Annotated in this window: 18 protein-coding genes and 1 tRNA gene; 15 read left to right on the top strand and 4 right to left on the bottom strand. The window is 39.2% G+C overall.

The features are described 5' to 3' along the window. Window positions 1-3 precede the first annotated feature (3 nt). The 13 genes from BVH04_RS10100 to BVH04_RS10045 all read left to right on the top strand — a co-directional run bounded on the left by BVH04_RS10100 (window position 4) and on the right by BVH04_RS10045 (window position 12,505). Entirely contained in the window at window positions 4-774 is a 771-nt protein-coding gene (locus tag BVH04_RS10100) for a DUF3405 domain-containing protein (RefSeq protein WP_086541350.1), read from the top strand. A 154-nt stretch (window positions 775-928) separates the two neighbouring features. Beyond that, window positions 929-1,186, top strand: a complete 258-nt coding sequence (locus BVH04_RS25130; RefSeq protein ID WP_140160562.1) for a hypothetical protein — start codon at window positions 929-931, stop codon at window positions 1,184-1,186. A 124-nt stretch (window positions 1,187-1,310) separates the two neighbouring features. Further along, entirely contained in the window at window positions 1,311-2,753 is a 1,443-nt protein-coding gene (locus BVH04_RS10095; protein ID WP_086541349.1) for a TlpA family protein disulfide reductase, read from the top strand. A 4-nt stretch (window positions 2,754-2,757) separates the two neighbouring features. Further along, complete coding sequence (locus BVH04_RS10090) at window positions 2,758-4,959, top strand: peptidase domain-containing ABC transporter (protein ID WP_086541348.1); 2,202 nt, start codon at window positions 2,758-2,760, stop codon at window positions 4,957-4,959. Window positions 4,960-4,961: 2 nt separating this feature from the next. Further along, window positions 4,962-6,266, top strand: a complete 1,305-nt coding sequence (locus BVH04_RS10085; RefSeq protein WP_086541347.1) for an HlyD family secretion protein — start codon at window positions 4,962-4,964, stop codon at window positions 6,264-6,266. Between the two features lie 175 nt (window positions 6,267-6,441). Then, on the top strand, window positions 6,442-7,230 hold the full coding sequence (locus tag BVH04_RS10080) for a lanthionine synthetase LanC family protein (protein ID WP_086541346.1): 789 nt from the start codon (window positions 6,442-6,444) through the stop codon (window positions 7,228-7,230). A gap of 42 nt (window positions 7,231-7,272) precedes the next feature. Further along, entirely contained in the window at window positions 7,273-7,536 is a 264-nt protein-coding gene (locus tag BVH04_RS10075) for a hypothetical protein (protein ID WP_116116533.1), read from the top strand. A gap of 4 nt (window positions 7,537-7,540) precedes the next feature. After that, entirely contained in the window at window positions 7,541-8,317 is a 777-nt protein-coding gene (locus BVH04_RS10070) for a glycosyltransferase family protein (RefSeq protein ID WP_086541344.1), read from the top strand. Between the two features lie 253 nt (window positions 8,318-8,570). Then, complete coding sequence (locus BVH04_RS25125; protein WP_140160561.1) at window positions 8,571-8,876, top strand: hypothetical protein; 306 nt, start codon at window positions 8,571-8,573, stop codon at window positions 8,874-8,876. Then, on the top strand, window positions 8,861-10,213 hold the full coding sequence (locus tag BVH04_RS10060; protein WP_086541342.1) for a carboxypeptidase-like regulatory domain-containing protein: 1,353 nt from the start codon (window positions 8,861-8,863) through the stop codon (window positions 10,211-10,213). Before BVH04_RS25125 ends, BVH04_RS10060 begins: the two co-directional genes overlap by 16 nt. Next, window positions 10,161-11,636: a TlpA family protein disulfide reductase gene (locus BVH04_RS10055; protein WP_140160560.1), complete on the top strand. Its 1,476-nt coding sequence runs from the start codon at window positions 10,161-10,163 to the stop codon at window positions 11,634-11,636. Before BVH04_RS10060 ends, BVH04_RS10055 begins: the two co-directional genes overlap by 53 nt. Before the next feature lie 180 nt (window positions 11,637-11,816). After that, the gene (locus BVH04_RS25120; protein ID WP_116116531.1) at window positions 11,817-12,176 is read left to right on the top strand and encodes a hypothetical protein; all 360 of its coding nucleotides are present in this window, start codon (window positions 11,817-11,819) and stop codon (window positions 12,174-12,176) included. Between the two features lie 5 nt (window positions 12,177-12,181). Then, a complete protein-coding gene (locus BVH04_RS10045) occupies window positions 12,182-12,505 on the top strand; it encodes a hypothetical protein (protein ID WP_086541340.1) in 324 nt (107 codons plus the stop codon). Window positions 12,506-13,177: 672 nt separating this feature from the next. On the opposite strand, the gene BVH04_RS10040 is transcribed toward BVH04_RS10045, so the two are convergent. Together BVH04_RS10040 and BVH04_RS10035 are read right to left on the bottom strand one after the other, a co-directional pair. Then, window positions 13,178-15,370: a 2OG-Fe(II) oxygenase family protein gene (locus tag BVH04_RS10040; protein ID WP_086541339.1), complete on the bottom strand. Its 2,193-nt coding sequence runs from the start codon at window positions 15,368-15,370 to the stop codon at window positions 13,178-13,180. 59 nt (window positions 15,371-15,429) lie between these two features. Further along, window positions 15,430-16,740 (bottom strand): ATP-binding protein, encoded by a 1,311-nt coding sequence (locus BVH04_RS10035; RefSeq protein WP_086541338.1) that lies wholly within the window; start codon window positions 16,738-16,740, stop codon window positions 15,430-15,432. A 646-nt stretch (window positions 16,741-17,386) separates the two neighbouring features. Here BVH04_RS10035 and gap point away from each other — a divergent pair. Further along, on the top strand, window positions 17,387-18,391 hold the full coding sequence (gap, locus tag BVH04_RS10030; protein ID WP_086541337.1) for a type I glyceraldehyde-3-phosphate dehydrogenase: 1,005 nt from the start codon (window positions 17,387-17,389) through the stop codon (window positions 18,389-18,391). A gap of 112 nt (window positions 18,392-18,503) precedes the next feature. Next, a complete protein-coding gene (locus BVH04_RS10025; protein ID WP_086541336.1) occupies window positions 18,504-19,124 on the top strand; it encodes an LON peptidase substrate-binding domain-containing protein in 621 nt (206 codons plus the stop codon). Here BVH04_RS10025 and BVH04_RS10020 read toward each other — a convergent pair. Next, the gene (locus BVH04_RS10020) at window positions 19,121-21,685 is read right to left on the bottom strand and encodes a M1 family metallopeptidase (RefSeq protein WP_086541335.1); all 2,565 of its coding nucleotides are present in this window, start codon (window positions 21,683-21,685) and stop codon (window positions 19,121-19,123) included. The genes BVH04_RS10025 and BVH04_RS10020 overlap by 4 nt on opposite strands. A gap of 131 nt (window positions 21,686-21,816) precedes the next feature. After that, window positions 21,817-21,889, bottom strand: a tRNA-Lys gene (locus tag BVH04_RS10015). Between the last annotated feature and the right edge of the window lie 20 nt (window positions 21,890-21,909).

Here is a 21,909-nt window from a genome sequence, read left to right as displayed (position 1 = left end):
AATATGAATAATCAGGTGTTTTTGTATTTGACGCAGAAGACTACTTCGAATTTGATCGAACCTTTTAGGAAATTAACTCTGGAAGCAAAAGAATTTGGAGAAGTATTTCTGCTTTATCACCATAAATTGGACTATATCCCCAACATAATTCAAGATGAAAAGCACTTTCTGTTTACTAATGAAGTGTTGTATGAACACAATTATTTTCCAATAGGATTCAGTCTTGTGCCAGGGAATAATCATTTCCCACTTTTGAAATTTTATCTGGAATATCCCAATTATGATTACTATTGGTGCATAGAAGATGATGTACGCTTCTCAGGGATCTGGAGCAATTTATTCTCTTGTTTCTCAGAAATTTCTGCTGATTTTATCAGTTCTCATATTCAAAGAGCCCCACTTGTACCAAATTGGCCATTGTGGGATACCTTGGCTCATCCATATAAAGTGATTCCGTTTGAGGAACGGATTCGTTCTTTTAATCCAATTTACCGGATATCAAATGATGCTCTACAATTAATTCATAAAGCTCTTCAAAATAAATGGTGTGGCCATCATGAAGTTCTATTTCCATCATTGATTTATCAGGCTGAACTTGAAATTTTAGATTTTGGGGGAAGGGGAGAATTTGTTAACCCCGGGTTTGAGAGTAGATTCTATACTGAAGACCAAGATGATCCCACTAGAATCCTAGAAGGCACATTAAGATGGAGGCCTCTTTATAATGAGGTAGGTGAGATCTCTGACAAATTATATCATCCTGTTAAGGATTAATGTAATGACAGTTATTAGTAATAATTAGGATTATCGCATGTAAGGTAGAAATTGAAAAAAACATTTATAATATTCAGTCGCGATGAATGGGTACACTTCCGGGTGCCCACATAGGACCGGGAGAAAACATAAACCTTTATAAAAATCAAATATCATGAAAAAGTTAAGTTTAGGTAAATTAAATCTTCTTTCAGAGGAAGTACTTCAGAGAAGTCAACTGGCTTCAATATATGGAGGATCAGGTGGAGGCTCATGTTGTGTCCACTATAGAGATTCTGATACTGATGCATATCTAGGGAGCACATGTGGACAATCATATTCTGATTCTGTCGGGTGGTATCATATGGCACAGGGCTCACAGCATAATGGACCTACCTATGTTTCGGGATATTGCTGTACCAGCTGTAACTAATTATTAAATATTTCCTCAATGAGCTTGGTAGCTCGTTTTACTTCTGATGCTTTACTGTTTCAAAATTAAGATCGGACAACATTTAATGGTTCATTGAGGTTATTTCAACTTTAAAAATTATAGAATGAAATTTCTACTATTTATACTTTTGTTTTTTGCCTCCTGTTCTGTAAAAACGAATAAGGATACTGTAAATGTTTCTTACATTGATGATGAAAAAGATCTCGCAAACCTAACTTTAATCTATAAATCAGATAATGATTCTATTTATGAAATAGAGAAAAATCAATCGTTAGAGGATTTATTAGAAAAAGGTTCTAAAAAAATTAATTTAATCGATGGAGATACGCTTACTGTAATTCTTGAGAGTGAAATGGAAATTATTCATGCAAAAACTTTGAATGTTATTGATATGGTGAGTTTTATTGTAAATTCTTATGATACGATCTATATTAATAAATTTAAAGGAGCTACTGAAATTTATAAGCTCATAAAAGATCAAAAAAAAAGTGTTATTTGGATGGATTCTTTATTAATTAAAAAAAATAATTCTTATAATGAAATGATTGAATTATACAATAAATTTTATGATTTGAGGGTCATTGGAGTTATGGAATTCTATGTTCCTAATCTACCTTATAAAGATCAGTGGGACAGTTTAATTCATGAATATATTTCGGTAAATTATAGATACTACAAATTTCTTTCTGATTCTATAAAAGCACTAGATAAAAAAGGAGATATACTATTTATAGAATTGCTTAGGGCACATCAATATAAAAATTTATCAAGTGTAAATCGACTTGTAAGTAATCCTATTTTAAGTAAATTGCTAATTGATGATTTTGTCAATGTGTATAGTTTTAAAAACAAAAATTTAAGTTCAATAATTGCTTCCTATTTCACTTATAATTTCATAAGAAATAAGGATGTCTCTTTGAAGGATGCGTATTTAAATGGTTTTGCCGAATACCCTGAGGAATTACGTCAGTATTTCAAGTTTAGATCTATTACAGGTATGAATGATTACAAATTCAGTCGAGAAACTATCATTGAATTTGTTGATGAATACGGAAAGGAGTTTAATTCTACAAAACCTTTATCCTCATTGTTATCCGAAATTGAATACGGAGTTATTGTCGATTTGGATCTTATCTTACAAGATCATAATGGTAATGAAACAAAGTGGATTGATTTATTAAAAAAATGGAGAGGGGATTTAGTGTATGTAGATTTTTGGGCAAGTTGGTGCGCTCCATGCATCCGTGCTATGCCATATTCCAAAGAATTGAAAGCGAAATTGAAAGATAAGGATGTTACTTTCGTTTATCTAGCCTTCAATGATAAAGAGGATGCATGGAAGACCATGAGTGAAAAACATAAAATTGGAGAAAACAACTTTCTTATTCTTAATTCTAGAAGTTCTGGATTTGTTGAGGATATTAAACTTGATGCAATTCCAAGGTATATGATTTATGATATTGGGGGTAAATTAATTCATCTTGATGCTCCTGGCCCGGATCAAAAGGAAGCATTTGAAGTACTGACATCCTATTTGAAAGATTAATCCCTTGAAAACCTCCTTCCCCTTCTACAAACAACCCGATTCTAAAGACTGTGGACCGACTTGCTTGCGGATTATCGCCAAGCACTATGGCAAGCTAATATCCCTTCAGGAGATAAGGATGCTGTCAGAAACTACCCGATCCGGAAGCAACCTGCTCAAACTTAGTGATGCAGCGGAAGCAATAGGATTTAAGACTATTGGTGCTAAACTGGATTTCAGGAGATTGCAGCAGGCCCATTTGCCCCTGATCGTGCACTTTGACAAGAACCACTTTGTGGTAGTCTATCAGATCAAAAAAGGCAAGGTCTATCTTTCAGATCCGGCTTATGGATTGATACAACTGACAAAAAAAGAGTTTGTCTCACGATGGATTGGGAATAATGCTAATGAAGAGAGTAAGGAAGGAATTACTTTGCTTCTCGAGCCGACTCCCAGATTCAAAAAAATGAAGTGGGAGAGCACGGATAAGCGCTCACTGGGTTTTCTTTTCCAGTACCTGTTCAAGTATAAGAGCTTGATCGTCCAACTGGGTGTTGGTTTGTTAGTGGGTAGCCTTCTCCAGTTGATTTTTCCATTTTTGACCCAAAGTATCGTTGATATCGGGATTCAAAACCAGGATATTGGGTTTATTTATCTAATCTTGATTGCTCAGGTAATGTTGTTTTTTGGACGAACGAGTGTAGAGGTGTTCCGAAGTTGGATTCTGCTCCACCTCAGTACCCGGGTCAATATTTCCCTGGTATCTGACTTTTTCATTAAGCTAATGAACCTGCCTATTTCATTTTTCGATACCCGGATGACAGGTGATATCATGCAGCGGATCGGAGATCATAGAAGGATAGAAAACCTGTTAACCGGTACGGCATTGAATACCTTCTTCTCTTTTTTCAATCTTTTTGTTTTCGGTGGTGTATTGATGTATTACAGTCCCATGATTTTTTTAATATTTATGGGAGGAAGTGTGTTGTATATTCTTTGGGTTTTATACTTTTTGAAGCGAAGAAAGGAATTGGATTACATGCGATTTGCGCAGCTCAGCCAAGAGCAAAGTACTGTGATCGAGCTGATTAACGGGATGCAGGAAATCAAGCTGCACAATGCCGAAACCCAAAAACGCTGGAAATGGGAGTTTGTACAAGCCCGTCTTTTCAATGTTTCCATCAAAACACTTGCTCTGGAGCAGACCCAGGGAGTGGGATCTTCTGTAATCAATGAGCTGAAAAACATTTTGGTCACCTTTGCCTCTGCGATCCTTGTGATAGAAGGCCAGCTCACACTGGGGATGATGCTTTCTCTCCAGTATATCATTGGTCAACTGAACGGTCCGATTATGGGTATCGTGAGCTTTGTGCGTACCTATCAGGATGCAAAGATCAGCCTGGAACGGCTTAATGAAATCCACGACAAGGAAGACGAAGAAAGCCATGATAGGCAGTTGGTTCATGACATCATACCCGGAGAGGATTTAAGTGTCCACAAGCTCAGCTTCCGGTATTTGGGTGCAGAGGAAAATGTACTTAAAGAAATAAGCCTATCTGTTCCCGCGCAAAAAATCACAGCAGTAGTGGGGGCTAGCGGATGCGGGAAAACTACCCTGATGAAACTCCTCCTCAAATTTTACGAACCTGCAAAAGGGGAAATCCGCTATGGTAGCCATGGCTTAGAGTCTATCTCACCCCGGAGTTGGAGAGACCATTGCGGGGTCGTCATGCAGGAAGGATATGTATTTAATGATACCATTGCCAGTAATATTGCAGTTGGAGAAGAAGTGGTTGATCTTGATCGACTGGTCATGGCTTCACAAACTGCCAATATCTATGACTTTATACAATCCCTTCCCTTAAGGTTCAACACTAAAATCGGAAATGAGGGTGTAGGGATCAGTACCGGGCAAAAGCAACGTTTGTTTATTGCCCGTGCAGTTTATAAAAATCCAGAGATCCTCTTTTTTGACGAAGCAACCTCTGCCTTGGATTCTAAAAATGAACGTATTGTAATGGAAAACTTAAACAGATTTTTGAAAGGAAAGACGGTCTTCATCATCGCCCACCGACTCAGTACGGTAAAAAATGCGGACCAGATCATCGTAATGGATGAAGGTGAAATTATGGAGACGGGAACCCATGAACAGTTGGTTTTCCAGAAAGGAGTGTATTACGATTTGGTGAAAAATCAATTGGAACTGGAAAAAATCAGAGAAAACTAAGCATGCCCGCAAATCCCCATGTTATTGACAATTTACAGCTCAGGTCCGAGGAGGTTCAGGAGATTATTACGACTCCGCCTGCCTGGCTTATCCGATGGGGGATCACGTTGGTATTTATGATTACCTGCGGATTGATTTTTCTGTCCTTTTTTATCAAATATCCTGATTTTATCATGTCCCGGGTGTTGGTCACTACGGTGGAACCAACCGAAAAGATGATAGCCAGGACCTCAGGGCAGATCGATAAAATATGGGTGAACAATGGCGAAAAAGTAAGTGCGGGACAACCATTGGCAAGCATAAAAAGTACTTCTAACGTGCACAGTGTACTGTTCCTGAAAAAGCTGCTCGATGATATTCCCTTTGGGAAAAACAATGGGTTTTTCTTTCCGATAGATTCTCTTTCGAATGAAGTCTTGGGAGAAATAGAAATAGCATTTGTGGAGTTTGAACGAAGCTATATGGAATTCAGACTTCTCGAAAGGCTTCAACCATCCCTAGTCCATTTGGAAGGGAACCGGCAGTCCATCCAGGAAATCCATGAACGGCTTACTAGTCAATTGGCACAAAAGGAAATTCTGGAAAGGAAGGTCACCCTGGTGGAAAAGGATTTTAAACGAAACAAGATACTCTATGAAGGCGGCGTAATTGCAGCCAAAGATTTTGAGAGCCGGGAAATGGAATATCTGCAAGTGCAGGAACAGGTCAATGGGATGGCGATAACGATTTCCCAACTTCAAGAAGCTTTGGTCAATGCAGGGCAAACTCTTAAAAGTACACAGGTGTCCAAAGAGCAGGATGAGTCCAGAGCGTTAATTAATTTGATCCAGTCCTATCATGGCTTGAAGCGGGCTGTAAAGGAATGGGAGAATAATTATGTGTTGGCTTCTTCCACTGCTGGTGAGGTCAGCTTTCAGGGAGTCTGGGGAGAGCATCAATTTGTCCAGGCAGGTGAGCATGTCTTTTCCATACTACCTGATCAAAGGTCAGAACTCCTGGGTAAAATGATTGTCTCTTCGCAAAATACGGGCAAAATCTCCATGGGACAGCGGGTATTGATTAAGCTGGATAATTTTCCTTTTCAGCAATTCGGTACCCTTAGGGGAGAAGTAGGTAGTATTTCAGTCTCCCCTGATGAAGAAGGGAACTATATAGTATATAGTACCCTACCTGAAGGAACAAAAACCTCCTACGGAAAGGAGATTAAGCTTAAGCAAGAACTACTGGGTACGGCAGAGATTATTACAGAAGACCTGAGTGTAGCTGAAAGGCTTTTTTTCAAGCTGAAATCGGTGACCGAGTATTAAGCAATATGGTTATGCGAAATCATGCGAGTTGCCTTGTTTTATTTGGACTATAGGACGGAAGACCGATGACAGAAGACCGAAGTGGCCTTCGCTGATTTGGGCGAATTTTATACTGGTTTTTGCCTCATTCTGGCAGAAAATTGGTTAGTCATAATAGATAATTTGTTTAAGAAATATGGAACAAGCATTGGAAAAACTTCAGGAGATCAACGGATATCTATTGGAAAATGCCAAAGGGGAAAATGGGTTGGGGTTGCTGAATGGAAAGTTGGGTTTGATTATCTACTTCTATCACTTAGCAAGGAAGACCGAAGACCAGGAGTTTCTGGAGGTAGCGGAGAATCTAGTGGGTGAGATTTTCGAAAAGCTAAGGGAAGCAAAACTTCCTGCTGATTTCGAAAATGGCTTGGCCGGTATTGCATGGGGTATCAGTTATTTGGTCAATTCGGATTTTGTGGAAGCGGATCTTGACGATACTTTGGGTGACCTGGACGATAGGATTTTTAAGTTTTTGGAAGATCAAAAAGGCAAGCTCCCAGCGAATCTCAGGAATGGGATTATCGGGTACCTGTTCTATTGTTTTGATCGTTTAGAGAACTCTTTGAAATCAGGCCATCAGTCAAATATTTATATTTTTCAAAACCTTGGAGCTAGACTTCTCAATCAACTGGGACAATTGATTGAGGAAGAAAAGCTACAGGACAGAGAGCCGCAACTATTTAGTCTCTTTTGGGATCTGCCTCTTGTACTGATTGTGCTTGAACAGTCAAAAAGACTGCAGGTCAACCCGAAAAAAGCAGAGCGGATTTTGGATTACTTGCTTCCAACCTTGCTTTCTATTTTCCCCAGTCTCCATAGCAATAGATTGTATCTGCTGCTGGGAATCGAATCGGTATTGAAGGAGATTGATCAGCCCTATTTAAGAAAACACGCTATGTTTTTAAAGAGATCCATCGATATGTAGACGGTCTTCAATGCGGAGTGTAAAAATCTTAATATCTGCGTTTTGGATGGGGTGAGTGGGTTGAGGCTAATAGGGGAGAAACTGGTTGAAATTACCGGGGACAATTCCTTTTTACCATCAGATGAGCTGATTCTCAATAAAATCAATAAGTCGAAATGCTGGGGAGTGGCTGACTTTTACAGTCCATTTAAGAAAAGTATTGGGATGGTTTCCGGGTTGTCCGGAATTGGTTGGGCTTTAGTGGAGAGCCTGTCCGACGTGCCGGATTTGGAAGTAGGAAAAAAATCTGATAGCGTAAAAGTTTGATACTATGGAAAAGATAAACTTAAGGGATTTTACTTTTTTGATTCCTCTGCGGATTGATTCGGTCAACCGTCTAGAGAATACCTTGGTCAGTATAGATTATATACGGGCCAATTTCGATACTCATGTAAGCGTATTAGAGGCTTCAGGAAGAAATACTGGATTGTTGAGTAGGTTGCTGCCCAAAGAGGTAAACTATGTATTTATCGAAGATATGGATACTATCTTTCATCGGACCAGGTACATCAACCAATTAGTCAAATCTGTTGACACGGAGTACCTCATTGTCTGGGATACGGATATCATAATTCCCATTGATCAGATAAACAAGGCAGTTGATCTGTTGAGAAAAAGGGATTTTGATTTTGTCACGCCGTTCAAGGATAAGTTTTTGGATACTTCTGAAGTGCTGAGGGATCTTTATATCCAAACCCGAGACCTTGGCATTCTCGAAATGCACCACGGTAAAATGAAGGCTTTGTACAATCCAAATCCTGTAGGTGGAGCTTTCTTGGCTCATAAGCAAACCTATATAGACGCCGGAATGGAAAACGAAAAATTCTATGGTTGGGGAAGGGAAGATGGTGATCGGGTGAACCGTTGGAAGATATTGGGTCACAGACATCAGCATATCGAAGGAGTGCTATATCATCTGTCACATGAAAGAGGACAAAACAGCACCTTTCATAGTCCCAATCAGGACAATATAAAAATAACTGAACTTCACAGGTCTCTGGCTATGTCTAAGGTTGAACTGCTGGAAGAGATCTCCAAATGGGGTTAATGATGCTAGATTGATGTTAGGTTCATTTTTTACCGGATTTCTTTGCAGATTTTCAATAGTAATATTTTACTGAAATTTAGTAAAAATGGTTTAGGATGACGTGTAGTAGATACTTAGATTTAACTGAATAAGAGATCCTGATAGACTAAGTCAAACAACATTTAATAGGATCTTGATATCACTTATTATAAAGGAATATTCCGGAATTCCTTGGCAGTCCAGATTCACAATTAAACTATTAAACAAAATAAACATGAAAAAATTAAGGTTAAGTAAATTGAAGCTTACTTCAGAAGAGGTTCTTGACAGAAATGAGTTGACAAATATATATGGAGGATCTGGGAGTGGCCCCTCCTCTTATTGTGTGTCGCTTTATGTCATAAGGAGTTGCAATAGTAATTATGGATCCCAAGCAGGATGGAATTCCGGCTGGGCTTCAGGTAGTTGTTCTGTTAGTCCTGGCGGTGGGGGGTATAATGGGGCTACCTATTATGATTCTGCCCAAAATTCCGGTTATAACATTTCAAGCTGTACAAATTTTGGATGGATGTCCTATTGAGAAATGCAGAAAAAAGAGAGGGTAGGATTAATCAAAACTCTATCCTCTATTTTAATGAAATAGTGATTTCATTAGTATTCTTTTTTTTATGTGTTATTCCCTGTCAAAGAGTTTTTAGCCAGTCGCTCTCAGGGACAGTAATTGATAAAGAGAACAGCGAACCTCTTGCAAACTGTTACTTATTTATTAAGAATTATCCCGAGTTCAGCTGGATCTCTGATAGTGCGGGTAAGTTTTCTATAAAATATCCAGAATCTTTAAAAAGTGACACGCTAGTAGTCTCATTTTTAGGGTACAAAAGTAAAGAAGTGCCATTACTTTCGATAAATAGTTCTGTTTTAGAAATTGAACTCAATAGATTAATGATTTCCTTAGACGAGGTTTTAGTAATGCCTGAGACAGTTGGATTGGAAAATTTAATACATAATATTCTAGAAAATATAGAGATAAATTATCCTAATCAACGTCATCAATTAACAGGGGGTTATCGAAAAATTTCAACCGACTATAACGAATTTACAGGCCTTATTGAAGCTACTGTAACAATAGAGGATGTGGGATATTCTAAAGATATTTCAAATTCCAAAATTCAGATAAACTCTATTAGATCAGGGGATGAATTGGCAGAAGTAGATTTAGTCTTTTTGGATTATTATAATAGGTTAAAAGCGAAAGCAGTTGACGAAACTGGTGTTCGGCACATCTCAAATGTTCTTGTCGATTTGTATAGGAACAACCCGCTTCGCGGTGCTTATTATGAGGATGCCCTTTTTACTGAAAATGGTTTGCAAATGACGTTTATTGGAATACCTGAAATGCCCGTTTACCATGAGATTGTTGGTTATGAAGTGATTGAAAAGGATACAGTATATCAAATAGCTTTTGGGAGCACTGACCCACCATTAGGCAGTACATATATAAAAGTAAACAGCAGAGACTTTGCTGTTTTGGAAATTCAACAGAAAATTTTTACCAATGCGGATCGAACTGATTATATTGAAATGATCGTGAAATATAGGAAATTTGAGGGGAGATATTATCCAGAGAAAATTGTTCAGAAGAAAATGCGTTTTATCAGCCGGGATATAGGAGGGCACTCCATGGATATCCATACCTATTGGTTTGATGAAGTGAAAACCGGCAAGTTTAAAAAAATCCGATTTAAAGATGCAGAAAAAGCAGGTGAAAATGTTCGATCTCAACATGAAGAATACAATCCGGATTTATGGAATCAAAGTGAAATTTTGAAAAACCATCCTCTGGATTCTGCTATAATCAAGAGCCTTGAGCGGTACAGGAGCTTACAAGAACAGTTTAAGAGCAATGGGAAGAATTAATCCACTTTCAACTAATAGTCCACTAAGATTTATTGTGGTAGTAGTTCTGATGATGGGACTAACGTGCTGCGCTCAGGAGCAAAAAATCGAAGGTTCCGTCGTGCTGTTGTTGGATGATGCTGCGGTTTATAATTTTTTTACGCAAAAGAAAGCTTCCCTGAGTTACATAGGTGAAAGTTCACTTCTTGAAGAGTTTTCATTTTCAAAAGACACGATATTCACCCAATTGGCTGTTGAGTCTGAAAGAAATTGGACAGAACTTCTTTATAAAGAAAACAGCCAATCACGTTATAGCTATATTTTTCAAAAGAGGGATACTGTTTTGATTAAAATAATTGATAAAAAGCCTTGGATGGAGGTAGTCAATCGAACCTCAAAAGAATACGATATCAATTGGGAAGTGAAGCGGAATCAAGAACTGTATAAAACGGATCACTCCAGTTTGGAGGATTTTTATTTTTTGTGGAATTCAACATTTAATTCTGTACTTCCCATTAGTATGGAAAGTGAGCTTATAAAAGCTAAAACTTCCGCGGAGGAAGGTCTAGAAAAAGAGAAGTTTTGGTTGGATTCTTTAGTTATTAATGGACTACTTACTAAAACTTATTTTGAATTTTTAGCAGAACGAAATCGATTTGAGCAAATTAAAATCGGGCTTTTTAAAATTGATTCAGGAATGTTCGACGCGTTAGGTGCTATGGAGACATTTTCAAAAAAAAGTAGTTCAGAGGAATATCACATTTACTTAGATGAATTTTCTGACTTTCTGTTAGGACAATTGATAGTTCAACATTCTGAGAAAATAGACGAAATAATAGGTGGGGCTGGCGATGGCTATTTTTCGCAGCTAATGTTATACAAATACTTAGAAAGGCAGGTACAAGAGATTTCTTTTGCGGAGGTTGATCAATTGTTAACACTAAATACTTCCAAGTTGCCAAATGAATGGGAAATGAGATTGCGCGCGCCAATCGAGAAGTTGCGTATCCAAGATCCTGATATGGAACTACTAGGGCTGGGTCAAAAGAGATTGACTTTTGAGGAGCTTCTGGCAGAAAAAAGAGGGGAGTATCTGTATGTGGATCTATGGGCGGCCTGGTGCATTCCATGTATCCGTTCATTTCCTGAAACAAAGAAGCTTCAATCTGATTATCAGGATAAAGGGATTCAAGTAATTTACCTTTCAGTGGACAAGAACCACAAGTTTTGGGAAGAGGTGACCCGGAAATATGAAATAGCAATTCCTGAAAGGTCTTTTATCATAATGAATGTTGAGGAGTCGGAATACCTGAAAGAACTTAACGTTGAATTGATTCCGCGTTATCTTTTGTTTGATGCAGAAGGCAAATTGATTCATCCAAATGCACCAAGGCCAGAATCAAGAGATATTAGAGTTTTGTTAGATAGTCTTAGTTCTGAATAAGGATAAACAGTTTATCCTTATTTTTTATAGTTAGAATATAGCACTATACCTGCTTTTTTATATATAGGGCTAATGTTAGTGTCTTTTAAAGCTTGAAACATCCCCCATCTTCGGAATTCAGTGTGACCTTTCCATATTACACTGACACACTTTTGAGCTTCATCAAAGACGAAAATCGTTATGAATCAAGAAGCTCAGAATCTCCACTTTTCCAGAAATGTTCCACCTATACTGGAGCAGGTACAATCCTATTTCAACTCTCTACGTGTCACGGCTGCTGAAGCTGAGGTTTTCTATTTCTATTATCAAGGGATGGACTGGTACAATGAAATGGGATCTGCAACCCGTGATTGGATTATGGCTGCTGACGATTGGGTTTGGCACAAGGGAAAGCATAAACTTTTTGAAGGAGGGGAAAAAAGGCTCTATACCTGCAAGTACTGTGGCACGAATAATACTAGCTTGGCTAATCTGACTTCTATGGATTGCTATCGTCACCCTAGCGGTTCGAATAAAGGAAAACACGCACCTGCCCTTTAATACTTATGTCTAGACCATACTATCGTGCAGAAATCAATCGAGCCTTTGAGCGAGTAAAAGCTCTGCTTCATTCCGAAGCTTTGGGGCGGGGAAATGGAAACGCACATTATATTGACACGTATACCGGTGAGGAACTTTGGAGTGTAGATCGCTATGATTACGATCATATTTCCCCTTCTGAAATGGTTCATTCCCGCTATAAGGAAAGGCTTACTGATCTTGAAATCGCAGAAATTGTGAATATTCCAGAAAATATCGCTGTGACTCTTCGAAGCATCAATCAGTCCAAAGGCAAAAAAGATCCAGAATTCTGGATTCTGGTACCATGATAGGAACTGCTATAAAATTGACTAGGGTAAAATTTGCGATAACCATCGAAAAGAGTGCAATTGAAAAGAAGGCATTGGAGCTTGGCGCATGAGCGGTTTTAACTGAATTCAACTTATCCAAAGTTTAGAACTTTGGATAAGTTTGGTTGATTCCTAAGAGCTAAAAACATGTCCCGTTTGCTCCATTAGAATTTGATATACAAGATTGTTTGGATGATTATGTTAGAAAACCTGGCAGGTTTATCAAGAAAGATCTCTAACTATAGATTCCCGATTGATTTTGTCTTCAGCAGACAAATTGAACTTTGGAAAAGCTAAATATAACTGGTGGTTTATCGAAGGAATTCTAACCCGTCCTGTAGGAACCTGCTATGTGTAGCCTAATATTTTACGCGAAATCTGCTGTGCCTTTAGGTACGGCTCTCTTGAAAACCGGGGAACCAATTACGATTAGTTCTTGCCTTCAAAATTATAGGGCTGTACCTAAAGGCACAGCAAAAATGCCTTTTCAAATACGTTCTACCCATAGTTTGCCCCTAAAGGGGCGAAATGAGAATCTTGTTTGATTCCGAAGACCTAAAAACCTGTCCCGTTTGCTCCATTAGAATTTGATATACAAGATTGTTTGGATGCTTATGTTAGAAAAACCTGGCAGGTTTATAAGCTGGTTTATCATTGTTTACTGTCTTTCAACTTTTCCAACAGTGCAACATCCTCGTTCCAGTCGTTCATTTGTCGATGATAGGCTGCCTGTGTTTTTGTAATGCGAAGCGTGTGCGGAGAGCCTTTTTTAATTGTCTCAGTTTTCAAATCAACGACGGAGCTTTTTATGGCATATTCCAATTCTTTTCTCTCAGTTTGGTTTTTACGGAAATCAAAGTTTTGCTCTGTTGGCGATTCAAGAAAATCCTTTAGAATTTGCCATTGATATTTATGGCTTCCAAAGTTATCGGGCATTGGGCGACTCCAACTTGCCGGAGGCTGAGGCTCATTGTTGGCTCGCTGCTGTAGATATTCCTGGCAGAAGAGAAGTAGCTTGTGGGTCAGTTCAGATGGCTCCTTTACGCTTAGTAATTGCGGCGCTATAGTACCATGAATGTACGTTCGGTTGGGCTTTTGTATAAGTGTTTCCAGTATTTCATTAGTCCATTCCGCTGTTGACGACGCATGTTTGGCTGTCCAAAATAGATTGGTAAAAGCTGGTGCATTTACCCTATGGTCATATTCATCGTACACTAATTTGAAATACTTGGGCAACTTTTGAATTTGCACAGTGGCCAAAGGTTTCAATGTTTTGTCTTCCATCATTACCTGCAAAACGTCCAACAGTTTTTCCAAGACGGACAGGGTAAGGGCCTTTGTCAGTTTTTCAAAAAGGATGGTGCCATTTTCTCTGGATAGGAATTTGAAAAGCTTTATCCACGATTCTGTGTCTATTTTTTCAAAAAACAAGTGCAATCTCTCTGGAAGGAGGTTTAATAGAAATGTGGTTTTATTTCCATTTATCAGCCAATCCGCTACAGCGTTGTAGTTGGTGGGGTCTTTTTGGTAATAACTAGTTTTAGGATTCGTTAGTGCTGCGGTTAAAATGTGATCAACGACCACTTTTTCTTCCTCGCTTATTGATGAAGTACGGTTGAAGTGTTCGATCCAATTGAGCTGTGTACCGGTGTATTGGCTGGGCAGCAACTTGGCGTTTAACTGATGCGACCATATCATGACGGCACCGAAATGATACCAGTGCATGAGGTCTGGACCATAATTTCCCATGTAGCCGGTAGATTCTTTTACAATAGGTTCCCCTTCGTCTATGGGAAAGGATGTTATTAAGTCCGCTTCTGCAAAAGACACATTGCTTAAAGCAGGATGCTCATCGTCAGCCCAATGCTCGATGGTGAGCGATTCATCATAAACTTCCTCCATTTCCGCGTTTTCATCATCGTCATCATCGTATCCATCGTAGGCGGGCGTGCCCGAGAGATAGGAGGTTACCAAACATAATTTGGCATAATAACCCGCTTCTTTAGCTGCCTGCAATAGAGCTTCTGCACGAACTCGGTCGTTTAGCTTTAAGGATTCATAAGAAAAGTTTTCGGGCGTGTATTGATGCCCCAATAAAACAATACTAGGCTGGGCATCTTGCTTGGATTGGTGCTTGGTTAGTATCTTAGAGAGTGTTGCCACATGGCTTTGCAAAGACTGTAAGCTTATCTTTTTGGCGGCTTTTTCCTGTACCAAATTATATACTAAGCAAACCCTGTAGCCAGATGTGAGTGGCTTTACCTCGTGATCGCAATCGGCGTAAAAAGCAGCGTAGTTGATGCTGTAAGGATTTGGGTTTTGGGTAAAGTCAGCCACCTCTGTCACTCCTTCAAACTGAATTACCAATTCCCCTCCAGTGTATTGTGAAGGAAGGCCAACTATCATGGTGCCGAACATCCCCTTTTCCTTTTCGGTGTCTTTGTGAGGCAAAAAGAAATCCCCTTTCTGATAAACAAGCAGTTTATAAAGATGTGCGGCAACGGTGTAATCTTCCAGTCCCAAATCGGTTTTTATTTTTCCGATTGCCTTATCTATAAACTTTGTCCATTGGGGATTATTGAAAGAAAGTTTGGAGGCATCTATTTCCCATGCGCTTCTTACATTGTCGTCGTAAATGGTGGCTTTGCCTTTTCCAAAAGGTGCTTTGTGGCCTGCTTGAATCAAGGCATTTGCCTGTAGAGGGTTGATTGGAAAGGCTGTTTCTCCAATTCCTTCAACGACTAGTCCGGGAAAAACAAAATCGTCTGAATGAATGCTGGCAAACTTGCCGCTGCCCTTTAGTTGCAAAAGGATATCGAGTACTTCTTGTTTAATTTGTTGCATGTGGCTAAAATAATAAATGGGACTTTTTTTCTCTTATGTAATAATGTCAGAATACCTTTTCACATCTCATCCAAAGACAAACCCCTGTATTCAATCTCATAGTCAAATAGCTTTTCAACTACTGTGGTGGATTTCTTGACCAAAGCAGTCAAATCAATCTTGTTTCTGTTGACTTTCACCTCAGCGAGCACAACTCTTTTCTCAAGAGAATTTACGCCAACGATGTCAATCTCATTAGTGTTTCCACGCTCCCAATACGTTCCGAGTTCATTGAAATCCTCACTGGCTTTATATTGATCCAAGAAATACCGCTCTAACATTTTTCCTGAGAAAGAAGCGTAGTCTCTCCTGACTAGAGACTTCAGGTATTCAAAGTTTCCAATCTGTACAGCACTGAAGTTTTTAAAGACAAACCTAAACCAAAAGCAAAGGAAATTGTCCACAATTTCATATTTCACCGTTCTTCCGGTTGGCATGGATAGGATAGGTCTTATCTTTTTGATCAGGCTAAAGTCGTTTTCTAACTTTTCCAGAAATGGCCCTACACTAGTCTCCATGACAGATTCTATTTCGGGACGGGATGTTTTGGAATTTGCGATTAGAGAAAGTATTGAGAAATAAGTGGTGTAGTCTCTCCCAAATTCCTCAATCAGTGTATTTTTCCCTTCGTCAAGAAATAATGAGTTTTTGCTAAAAATCTCTTCTAGCATAGACTCTAAAGTCAAGGCTTTGGCTGACACGAAATTCTCAACATATTTTGCCACACCTCCTGTCATAGAGAAAAATGCGAGTAAGTCCGCTTTGGTATAGTCAGGACTAGCGTCAGAGAGGATTTCTTTTAAAACTTCTACTTCAAATGGCTTGATTACCAATTTGGATGTCGCTCTGGAAAAAAGTGGTTCTTTTGAGTTTTCAAAAATATCCTTCATCATCGAATATACAGATCCACAGAAAATTATATTCAGTTTGCTTTCGGATTTGCCTGCATCCCAAAGGTTTTGTATTTCGCTGAAAACAGATGTGTTGATCAGTTTGAATTCTTGGAATTCATCCAATATTAGTGTGAAATTGCGGGTTTTGGACAAGTCCATTACCCAAGCAAAAAAATCTTTGAAGCGGGTGATTTCACCGAATATTTCGACGGATAGGATGTTTTTTACAGTTTCTACAAATTCTTGACAAAGCAACGTTTCACTCTTTTTGGCTATAAAAAGATAGATTGCCAGCTGATCTTCCATGTCTTTCTTGAGCAAGCTGGTTTTTCCGATTCTTCTTCTACCGATCACCACAGTCATTTGAGCCGATTGAGCTGAACGTTCCCGGATCTTTTTTAGCTGTTCAAGTTCTTTCTCTCTGTTATAGAATCTCATGATAAAAAAATAGATCAATTTATCGTATTAAAAAATACTGTAATATTAAATACAATAAATTTTGTCCCAATTTGTACTTCAAAATTTCAGGAGCATTTTAGCAAACAGTATCAAATTAGAAAGTGTTATTAAGGCCATTCTTTGATCAACGATACATCCAAACAGTTCATTCTGCAGTTAATATCTCTGCCCTCTTGGCAAAATATATTGTACTTCTGATTGATCCGCTTAGGAGTGCCACTTTGCGACATGCTTTCAGGTCAATGCGTTACCTTCTTGATCGACGCAAAATAGGGTGCCGGAACCGCTTAGAACATGCATGCTTCCGAAGTTGAATAAGGTAGAATGAAAGTGTCGATTAAAGCCACTGGTTTCTAAAATTGCTTTTTATAACACTAAAAATTGTTTGAGTAAGCCTTTAAAATAGGCAAATACATCGTAAAACTTATTTTTTCAGAATTTTTAGGAAACTATTTTTCTCCGAAAGCGATTGAATGAAGGTAGAACTGAAGTGGCTTAGCAGATAGTTTGGGCTAGCCAAATAAATGTAATAACTTAGCCATCCCTCAGGGATTTTTAGCCAAAAGTGGCATTCCCTCCAAGGGGAATTTTAGGAATCAAACCTATACTCAAATCAAAAATAATTATGAGCAAAATTAAAGTTGGAATCAACGGATTCGGAAGAATCGGACGTTTGGCGTTCAGAGTTGCACAGGAAAGAGAAGATATTCAGGTAGTAGCGATCAATGACTTGATCGACGTGGACTACATGGCATATATGCTAAAGTATGACTCTACTCACGGTAACTTCAAAGGTACTGTAGAGGTAAAAGACGGTCATTTGGTAGTGAATGGAAATAGCATTCGTGTTACTTCCGAAAAAAGCCCAGCTAACCTTAAGTGGGGTGAAGTAGGCGCAGATTATGTAATCGAGTCAACCGGTATTTTCTTGACTAAAGAAACTGCACAAGGTCACATCGATGCTGGCGCGAAGAAAGTGGTAATGTCTGCTCCATCTAAGGATGATACGCCGATGTTCGTAATGGGCGTCAATGAGGATTCTTACACTTCTGACATGGTTTTCGTGTCTAATGCTTCTTGTACTACAAACTGTCTGGCACCAATCGCCAAAGTATTGAATGATAACTGGGGAATCGAGGAAGGCTTGATGACTACTGTTCACGCGACTACTGCAACACAGAAAACTGTCGACGGTCCTTCTGCGAAGGATTGGAGAGGTGGACGTGGCGCTAGTCAAAATATCATTCCTTCATCTACGGGAGCTGCGAAAGCGGTAGGAAAAGTAATTCCTGAGCTGAACGGTAAATTGACAGGTATGGCATTCAGAGTTCCTACTCCAGATGTTTCAGTTGTCGATTTGACAGTTAGATTGAAAAATCCAGCTACTTACGCTGAGGTTTGTGCTAAAATGAAAGAAGTTTCTGAGACTACGATGAAAGGTGTGCTTGGTTACACTGAGGACGATGTGGTTTCCACTGACTTCCTTGGAGATCCTAGAACTTCCATCTTCGATGCAGGTGCTGGTATCCAGCTTTCTGACACGTTCTTGAAAGTAGTTTCTTGGTATGACAACGAGTGGGGTTATTCAAATAAAGTAATCGATCTAGTAAGCTTCATCGCAAGCAAATAACGAGAAGTACTTCTCCTATTCTAAAAATTAGCCGGTCTTGGGATCGGCTTTTTTCGTTAGTAGTAAAAACAAAAATCAGGATATCTTTCGTTATCAATAGAAAATCAAAGCTATGTATCTTCCATTTTTCCCATTAAAGTTGGTGGTCTTCCCAGGAGAAGAACTGAACCTGCACATATTTGAACTTAGGTACCAAGAGTTGCTCAATGACGTAGAGCATGGAAATTTGACTTTTGGAGTTTGTACTTACACCGATCAGCTGTCAGGGTATGGTACTGAAGTAAAATTGGCTGAAGTACATACTCGGTATGAAGATGGTAGAATGGATATTCAGACGACGGGTCAGCGAATATTCAAAATAGCAACCTTTGATAATCCGACATCTGGGAAATCATATGCTGCCGGTACTATTGAGTGGGTAGAGGATGACCTCAGAGTGCCTGATTTTTTGCATCATGAGTACCTTCTTTATCTCAGAGAAATGCTTCATTTATTGCATTATGAAGTGAATTTCGATCCTGCTGAAATTAATTCATTTTCTTTTTCTCATAAAATTGGCCTCAAACTGGAAGAAGAATTAGAGTTAATCAAAATTCCCTCAGAGGCAAAAAGAACTGAATATCTGATCAACCACCTAAAGCGAATCATTCCTGCGCTTCATGCAGCCGAGCAGGCCAAAGAGAAAATCAAACAAAATGGACATTTTAAGCACCTTGATCCATTAGATTTCTAATTACTTTCATGGATACGTTGCACACGCATCAAATCATCTAAAGCCTGCAGGATTTTATTTTTTAAGATTGGGTTGTAATCCGGGTGTGCTTCCAAAAATCCTGAGACGATATTCGCGGCCTCAGGAGAGGTGTATTGCCCGATGGTGACCGATGCCCATCTTTTAGGAAAGAAGATGTCTCCAGTCTTCTGAATGTCTTCCAGTAGCTCCAATGCTTCCGAGAGATGCTTTATAGCTGACTCTTGATGCAATGGATGGTGTATGTAGCCAGAAGCAGACAAAACCCATGATTCCTTTTCCCGATTACTTGCATCTCGAAAAGATTCAAAGAGTGCATCTCTCTCCGCTTCATTTTGCGAAAGCGCAGGCTGTAAAAAGTCGAAACGAGCAAGTTTGTCTGGATTGCTGATTCTGGTTCGTTCCTCCGTTAAGATTTGATCCGAAAAAGGGTGGCCATAGACTGCCAATGTCATGGCAAGACTGGTGAAATTGTCTGGATTGAGCTTTAGATCTTTGATTTCGGTATCTTTTTTCCAGATGCTATACAGTCTATCTTGACCTTCTTGAGAATAGGCTATTCCACTATAAAGCGAAAAGATGGACTTCTTTAGATTGGTAGGAAGATTCTGTTGCAGTTGATTCCAAAGTTGGGCTTCCAAGCTGGGAAGAACTTTTTCACGTTGATCTTTGGTGAGGTATTTCCAGAAAATAGTGCTCAGTTCAGAAGAAATAAGACGTGTTAGAATCTCATTTTTCTCTATAGCTATTCCTTTTTCAAAAGTCTCAAAAGCTATGATCGGCTCGATATTTCCTGCCAAAGTGTTTTCAAACAAGTTGATGTAGGATTGTCCTCGCATTACTTCATCTTCAAGGGAAGCGATCTTGGAAAGAGAAGATTCATCTATGGGAAAAATGCCATATCCTAGACCATTGCTATTGTAGAGAATAGCCATTGGCTGTTTTTCGCCGATGGCATCAGTCAGATCCAAAGTTTTATCTTTTAGCGCAACGGAGAATGTTTTATTTTGCTCTGAATAAAAGAAGGTGATGTCGAAAAGCTGTGGCCAGATTTTGTCTGATCCATCTTCAGCTGTTTGAGTAATGACAAATGAGCTAATGGTACCGTCTTTCGCCAGTTCAATTTTGTCAGTAAGAATTGGTCTGCCAGATTGATTGACCCATACCTCACTCCATTTCTGAAGATCTGTTTCAGTGTTTTCATCCAAAAGTTCGACTAGGTCATTCCAGTCTGCATTGTCATTTGCATAGGTCTTGATGTATTTCTGAATCCCTTTTTGAAAAGCAGCCTCACCCATCGCTGTTTCTAGCTGGCGCATCATAATTGGTGCTTTGTCATAGATGATACTTCCATAAAGAGAACCAGCATCCTTCAAGTTTGCAAGTTTCTGTCGGATTGGATTGGTGCCTTGCGTTCGGTCTTCTCCGTAAGCAGAGGGATAATGATTGGTAAGAAATGAAAGTTCGTGGTTGATGTCTGGATAGGTAGGATTAACGAGTTTGCCTGCCAGAAAATTGGCGAAAACCTCCTTCATCCATACATCCTCAAACCAATCCATCGTCACCAAGTCTCCAAACCACATGTGAGCTGTTTCATGACCAATTAGTTTTGCTCTGCTTAGCAATTCGGAGTCCGTGGCATTTTCATCAAGGAAAAGAGTGGATTCCCGATATTGAATAGCTCCCACATGTTCCATTCCACCATATTGGAAAATAGGAATGGCTGCAAAATCAAGTTTCTGAAAAGGGAAGGGGTAGGCAGTATATTCTTCGAGGAATTCTTTTGCTTTTTGATGGAGGCGAAATACTTCTGGGATACTAGCGGCTATTTTTTCAGGATTAGACTCTCGGTAAAGCATCGTTTGGGGAAAATCAGAATCTGACCTCGCTACTTCAAACTTTCCAGCGACAAATGAGAATAAGTAGGTGCTCATCAAATCTGACTTGGCAAAGCTATGCGTGGTAAATTCTCCATTTTCCTCATAGGCCACTTCAGGCGCGCCTGCCAAGACTTTCCAGTCTTTGGGCGCAGTAATCGTCAACGTGTAGTTCGCCTTCAAATTTGGCTGATCAAAACACGGGAAAAGTGTACTTGCCCGATCAGGAACCAATAGCGTGTAAAGAAAATCCTCGTTTCTATTGAGAGAAAGCTCTCCGGCTAGAAAATCAATTTCGATAGAGTTTGATCCCTTTATAAGTGCTTCTTTAGAAATGATCAGATGCTGATCTTGGTGATTGATCTCGGTTTCATTACCATTCACTTTAAGCGAAAGTAAATGCGAAGATTCCTCATGAAAATCCAAAATCAAAGGGTGGGAGAGGTCGATGATCTCTATCTCAAGAGTCAAATGTGATGGAATAGGATCCGATTTTTGCGCAGGAATATCAAAAGACAAGTTGTAATGAATGTTAGCTACCTGCTGCTTTCTGAATTGGGCCAGTTCCAGAGATATGCCAGAGTCATAAAAATGCTCGTCAGAAACAGGAGTCTTACAGGAAGAGATCATCAGGATCAGTCCAAAGAGCAGAAAGAGGTTTTTCATATTCCAACAATCAGCAAAATTTTAAGAAGTCGCAAGATTTATTAGATGAGTGCCATTGGCAATTTTGAATAGATACTGAAAGGGTCAATACCAAAAAAAAAGAAAAGCAGCCCAATTGGACTGCTTTCTTGTGATCCCTCTGGGGCTCGAACCCAGGACCCATACATTAAAAGTGTATTGCTCTACCAGCTGAGCTAAGGAATCATATTGGTAAAAGTGAATCG

Source organism: Algoriphagus antarcticus (assembly GCF_002150685.1).
GTDB classification, from domain to species: domain Bacteria; phylum Bacteroidota; class Bacteroidia; order Cytophagales; family Cyclobacteriaceae; genus Algoriphagus; species Algoriphagus antarcticus.
Note: the sequence above shows the minus strand (reverse complement) of the source record. Positions and strands in the feature narration are given on the sequence as shown.

What these genes read in the sequence shown, in the direction of transcription:
- BVH04_RS10100 (WP_086541350.1), top strand. Translation starts at nt 4, where the DNA reads ATGAATAATCAGGTGTTTTTGTATTTGACGCAGAAGACTACTTCGAAT.
- BVH04_RS25130 (WP_140160562.1), top strand. Translation starts at nt 929, where the DNA reads ATGAAAAAGTTAAGTTTAGGTAAATTAAATCTTCTTTCAGAGGAAGTA.
- BVH04_RS10095 (WP_086541349.1), top strand. Translation starts at nt 1,311, where the DNA reads ATGAAATTTCTACTATTTATACTTTTGTTTTTTGCCTCCTGTTCTGTA.
- BVH04_RS10085 (WP_086541347.1), top strand. Translation starts at nt 4,962, where the DNA reads ATGCCCGCAAATCCCCATGTTATTGACAATTTACAGCTCAGGTCCGAG.
- BVH04_RS10080 (WP_086541346.1), top strand. Translation starts at nt 6,442, where the DNA reads ATGGAACAAGCATTGGAAAAACTTCAGGAGATCAACGGATATCTATTG.
- BVH04_RS10070 (WP_086541344.1), top strand. Translation starts at nt 7,541, where the DNA reads ATGGAAAAGATAAACTTAAGGGATTTTACTTTTTTGATTCCTCTGCGG.
- BVH04_RS25125 (WP_140160561.1), top strand. Translation starts at nt 8,571, where the DNA reads ATGAAAAAATTAAGGTTAAGTAAATTGAAGCTTACTTCAGAAGAGGTT.
- BVH04_RS10060 (WP_086541342.1), top strand. Translation starts at nt 8,861, where the DNA reads ATGGATGTCCTATTGAGAAATGCAGAAAAAAGAGAGGGTAGGATTAAT.
- BVH04_RS25120 (WP_116116531.1), top strand. Translation starts at nt 11,817, where the DNA reads ATGAATCAAGAAGCTCAGAATCTCCACTTTTCCAGAAATGTTCCACCT.
- BVH04_RS10045 (WP_086541340.1), top strand. Translation starts at nt 12,182, where the DNA reads ATGTCTAGACCATACTATCGTGCAGAAATCAATCGAGCCTTTGAGCGA.
- BVH04_RS10040 (WP_086541339.1), bottom strand. Translation starts at nt 15,370, where the DNA reads ATGCAACAAATTAAACAAGAAGTACTCGATATCCTTTTGCAACTAAAG.
- BVH04_RS10035 (WP_086541338.1), bottom strand. Translation starts at nt 16,740, where the DNA reads ATGAGATTCTATAACAGAGAGAAAGAACTTGAACAGCTAAAAAAGATC.
- gap (WP_086541337.1), top strand. Translation starts at nt 17,387, where the DNA reads ATGAGCAAAATTAAAGTTGGAATCAACGGATTCGGAAGAATCGGACGT.
- BVH04_RS10025 (WP_086541336.1), top strand. Translation starts at nt 18,504, where the DNA reads ATGTATCTTCCATTTTTCCCATTAAAGTTGGTGGTCTTCCCAGGAGAA.
- BVH04_RS10020 (WP_086541335.1), bottom strand. Translation starts at nt 21,685, where the DNA reads ATGAAAAACCTCTTTCTGCTCTTTGGACTGATCCTGATGATCTCTTCC.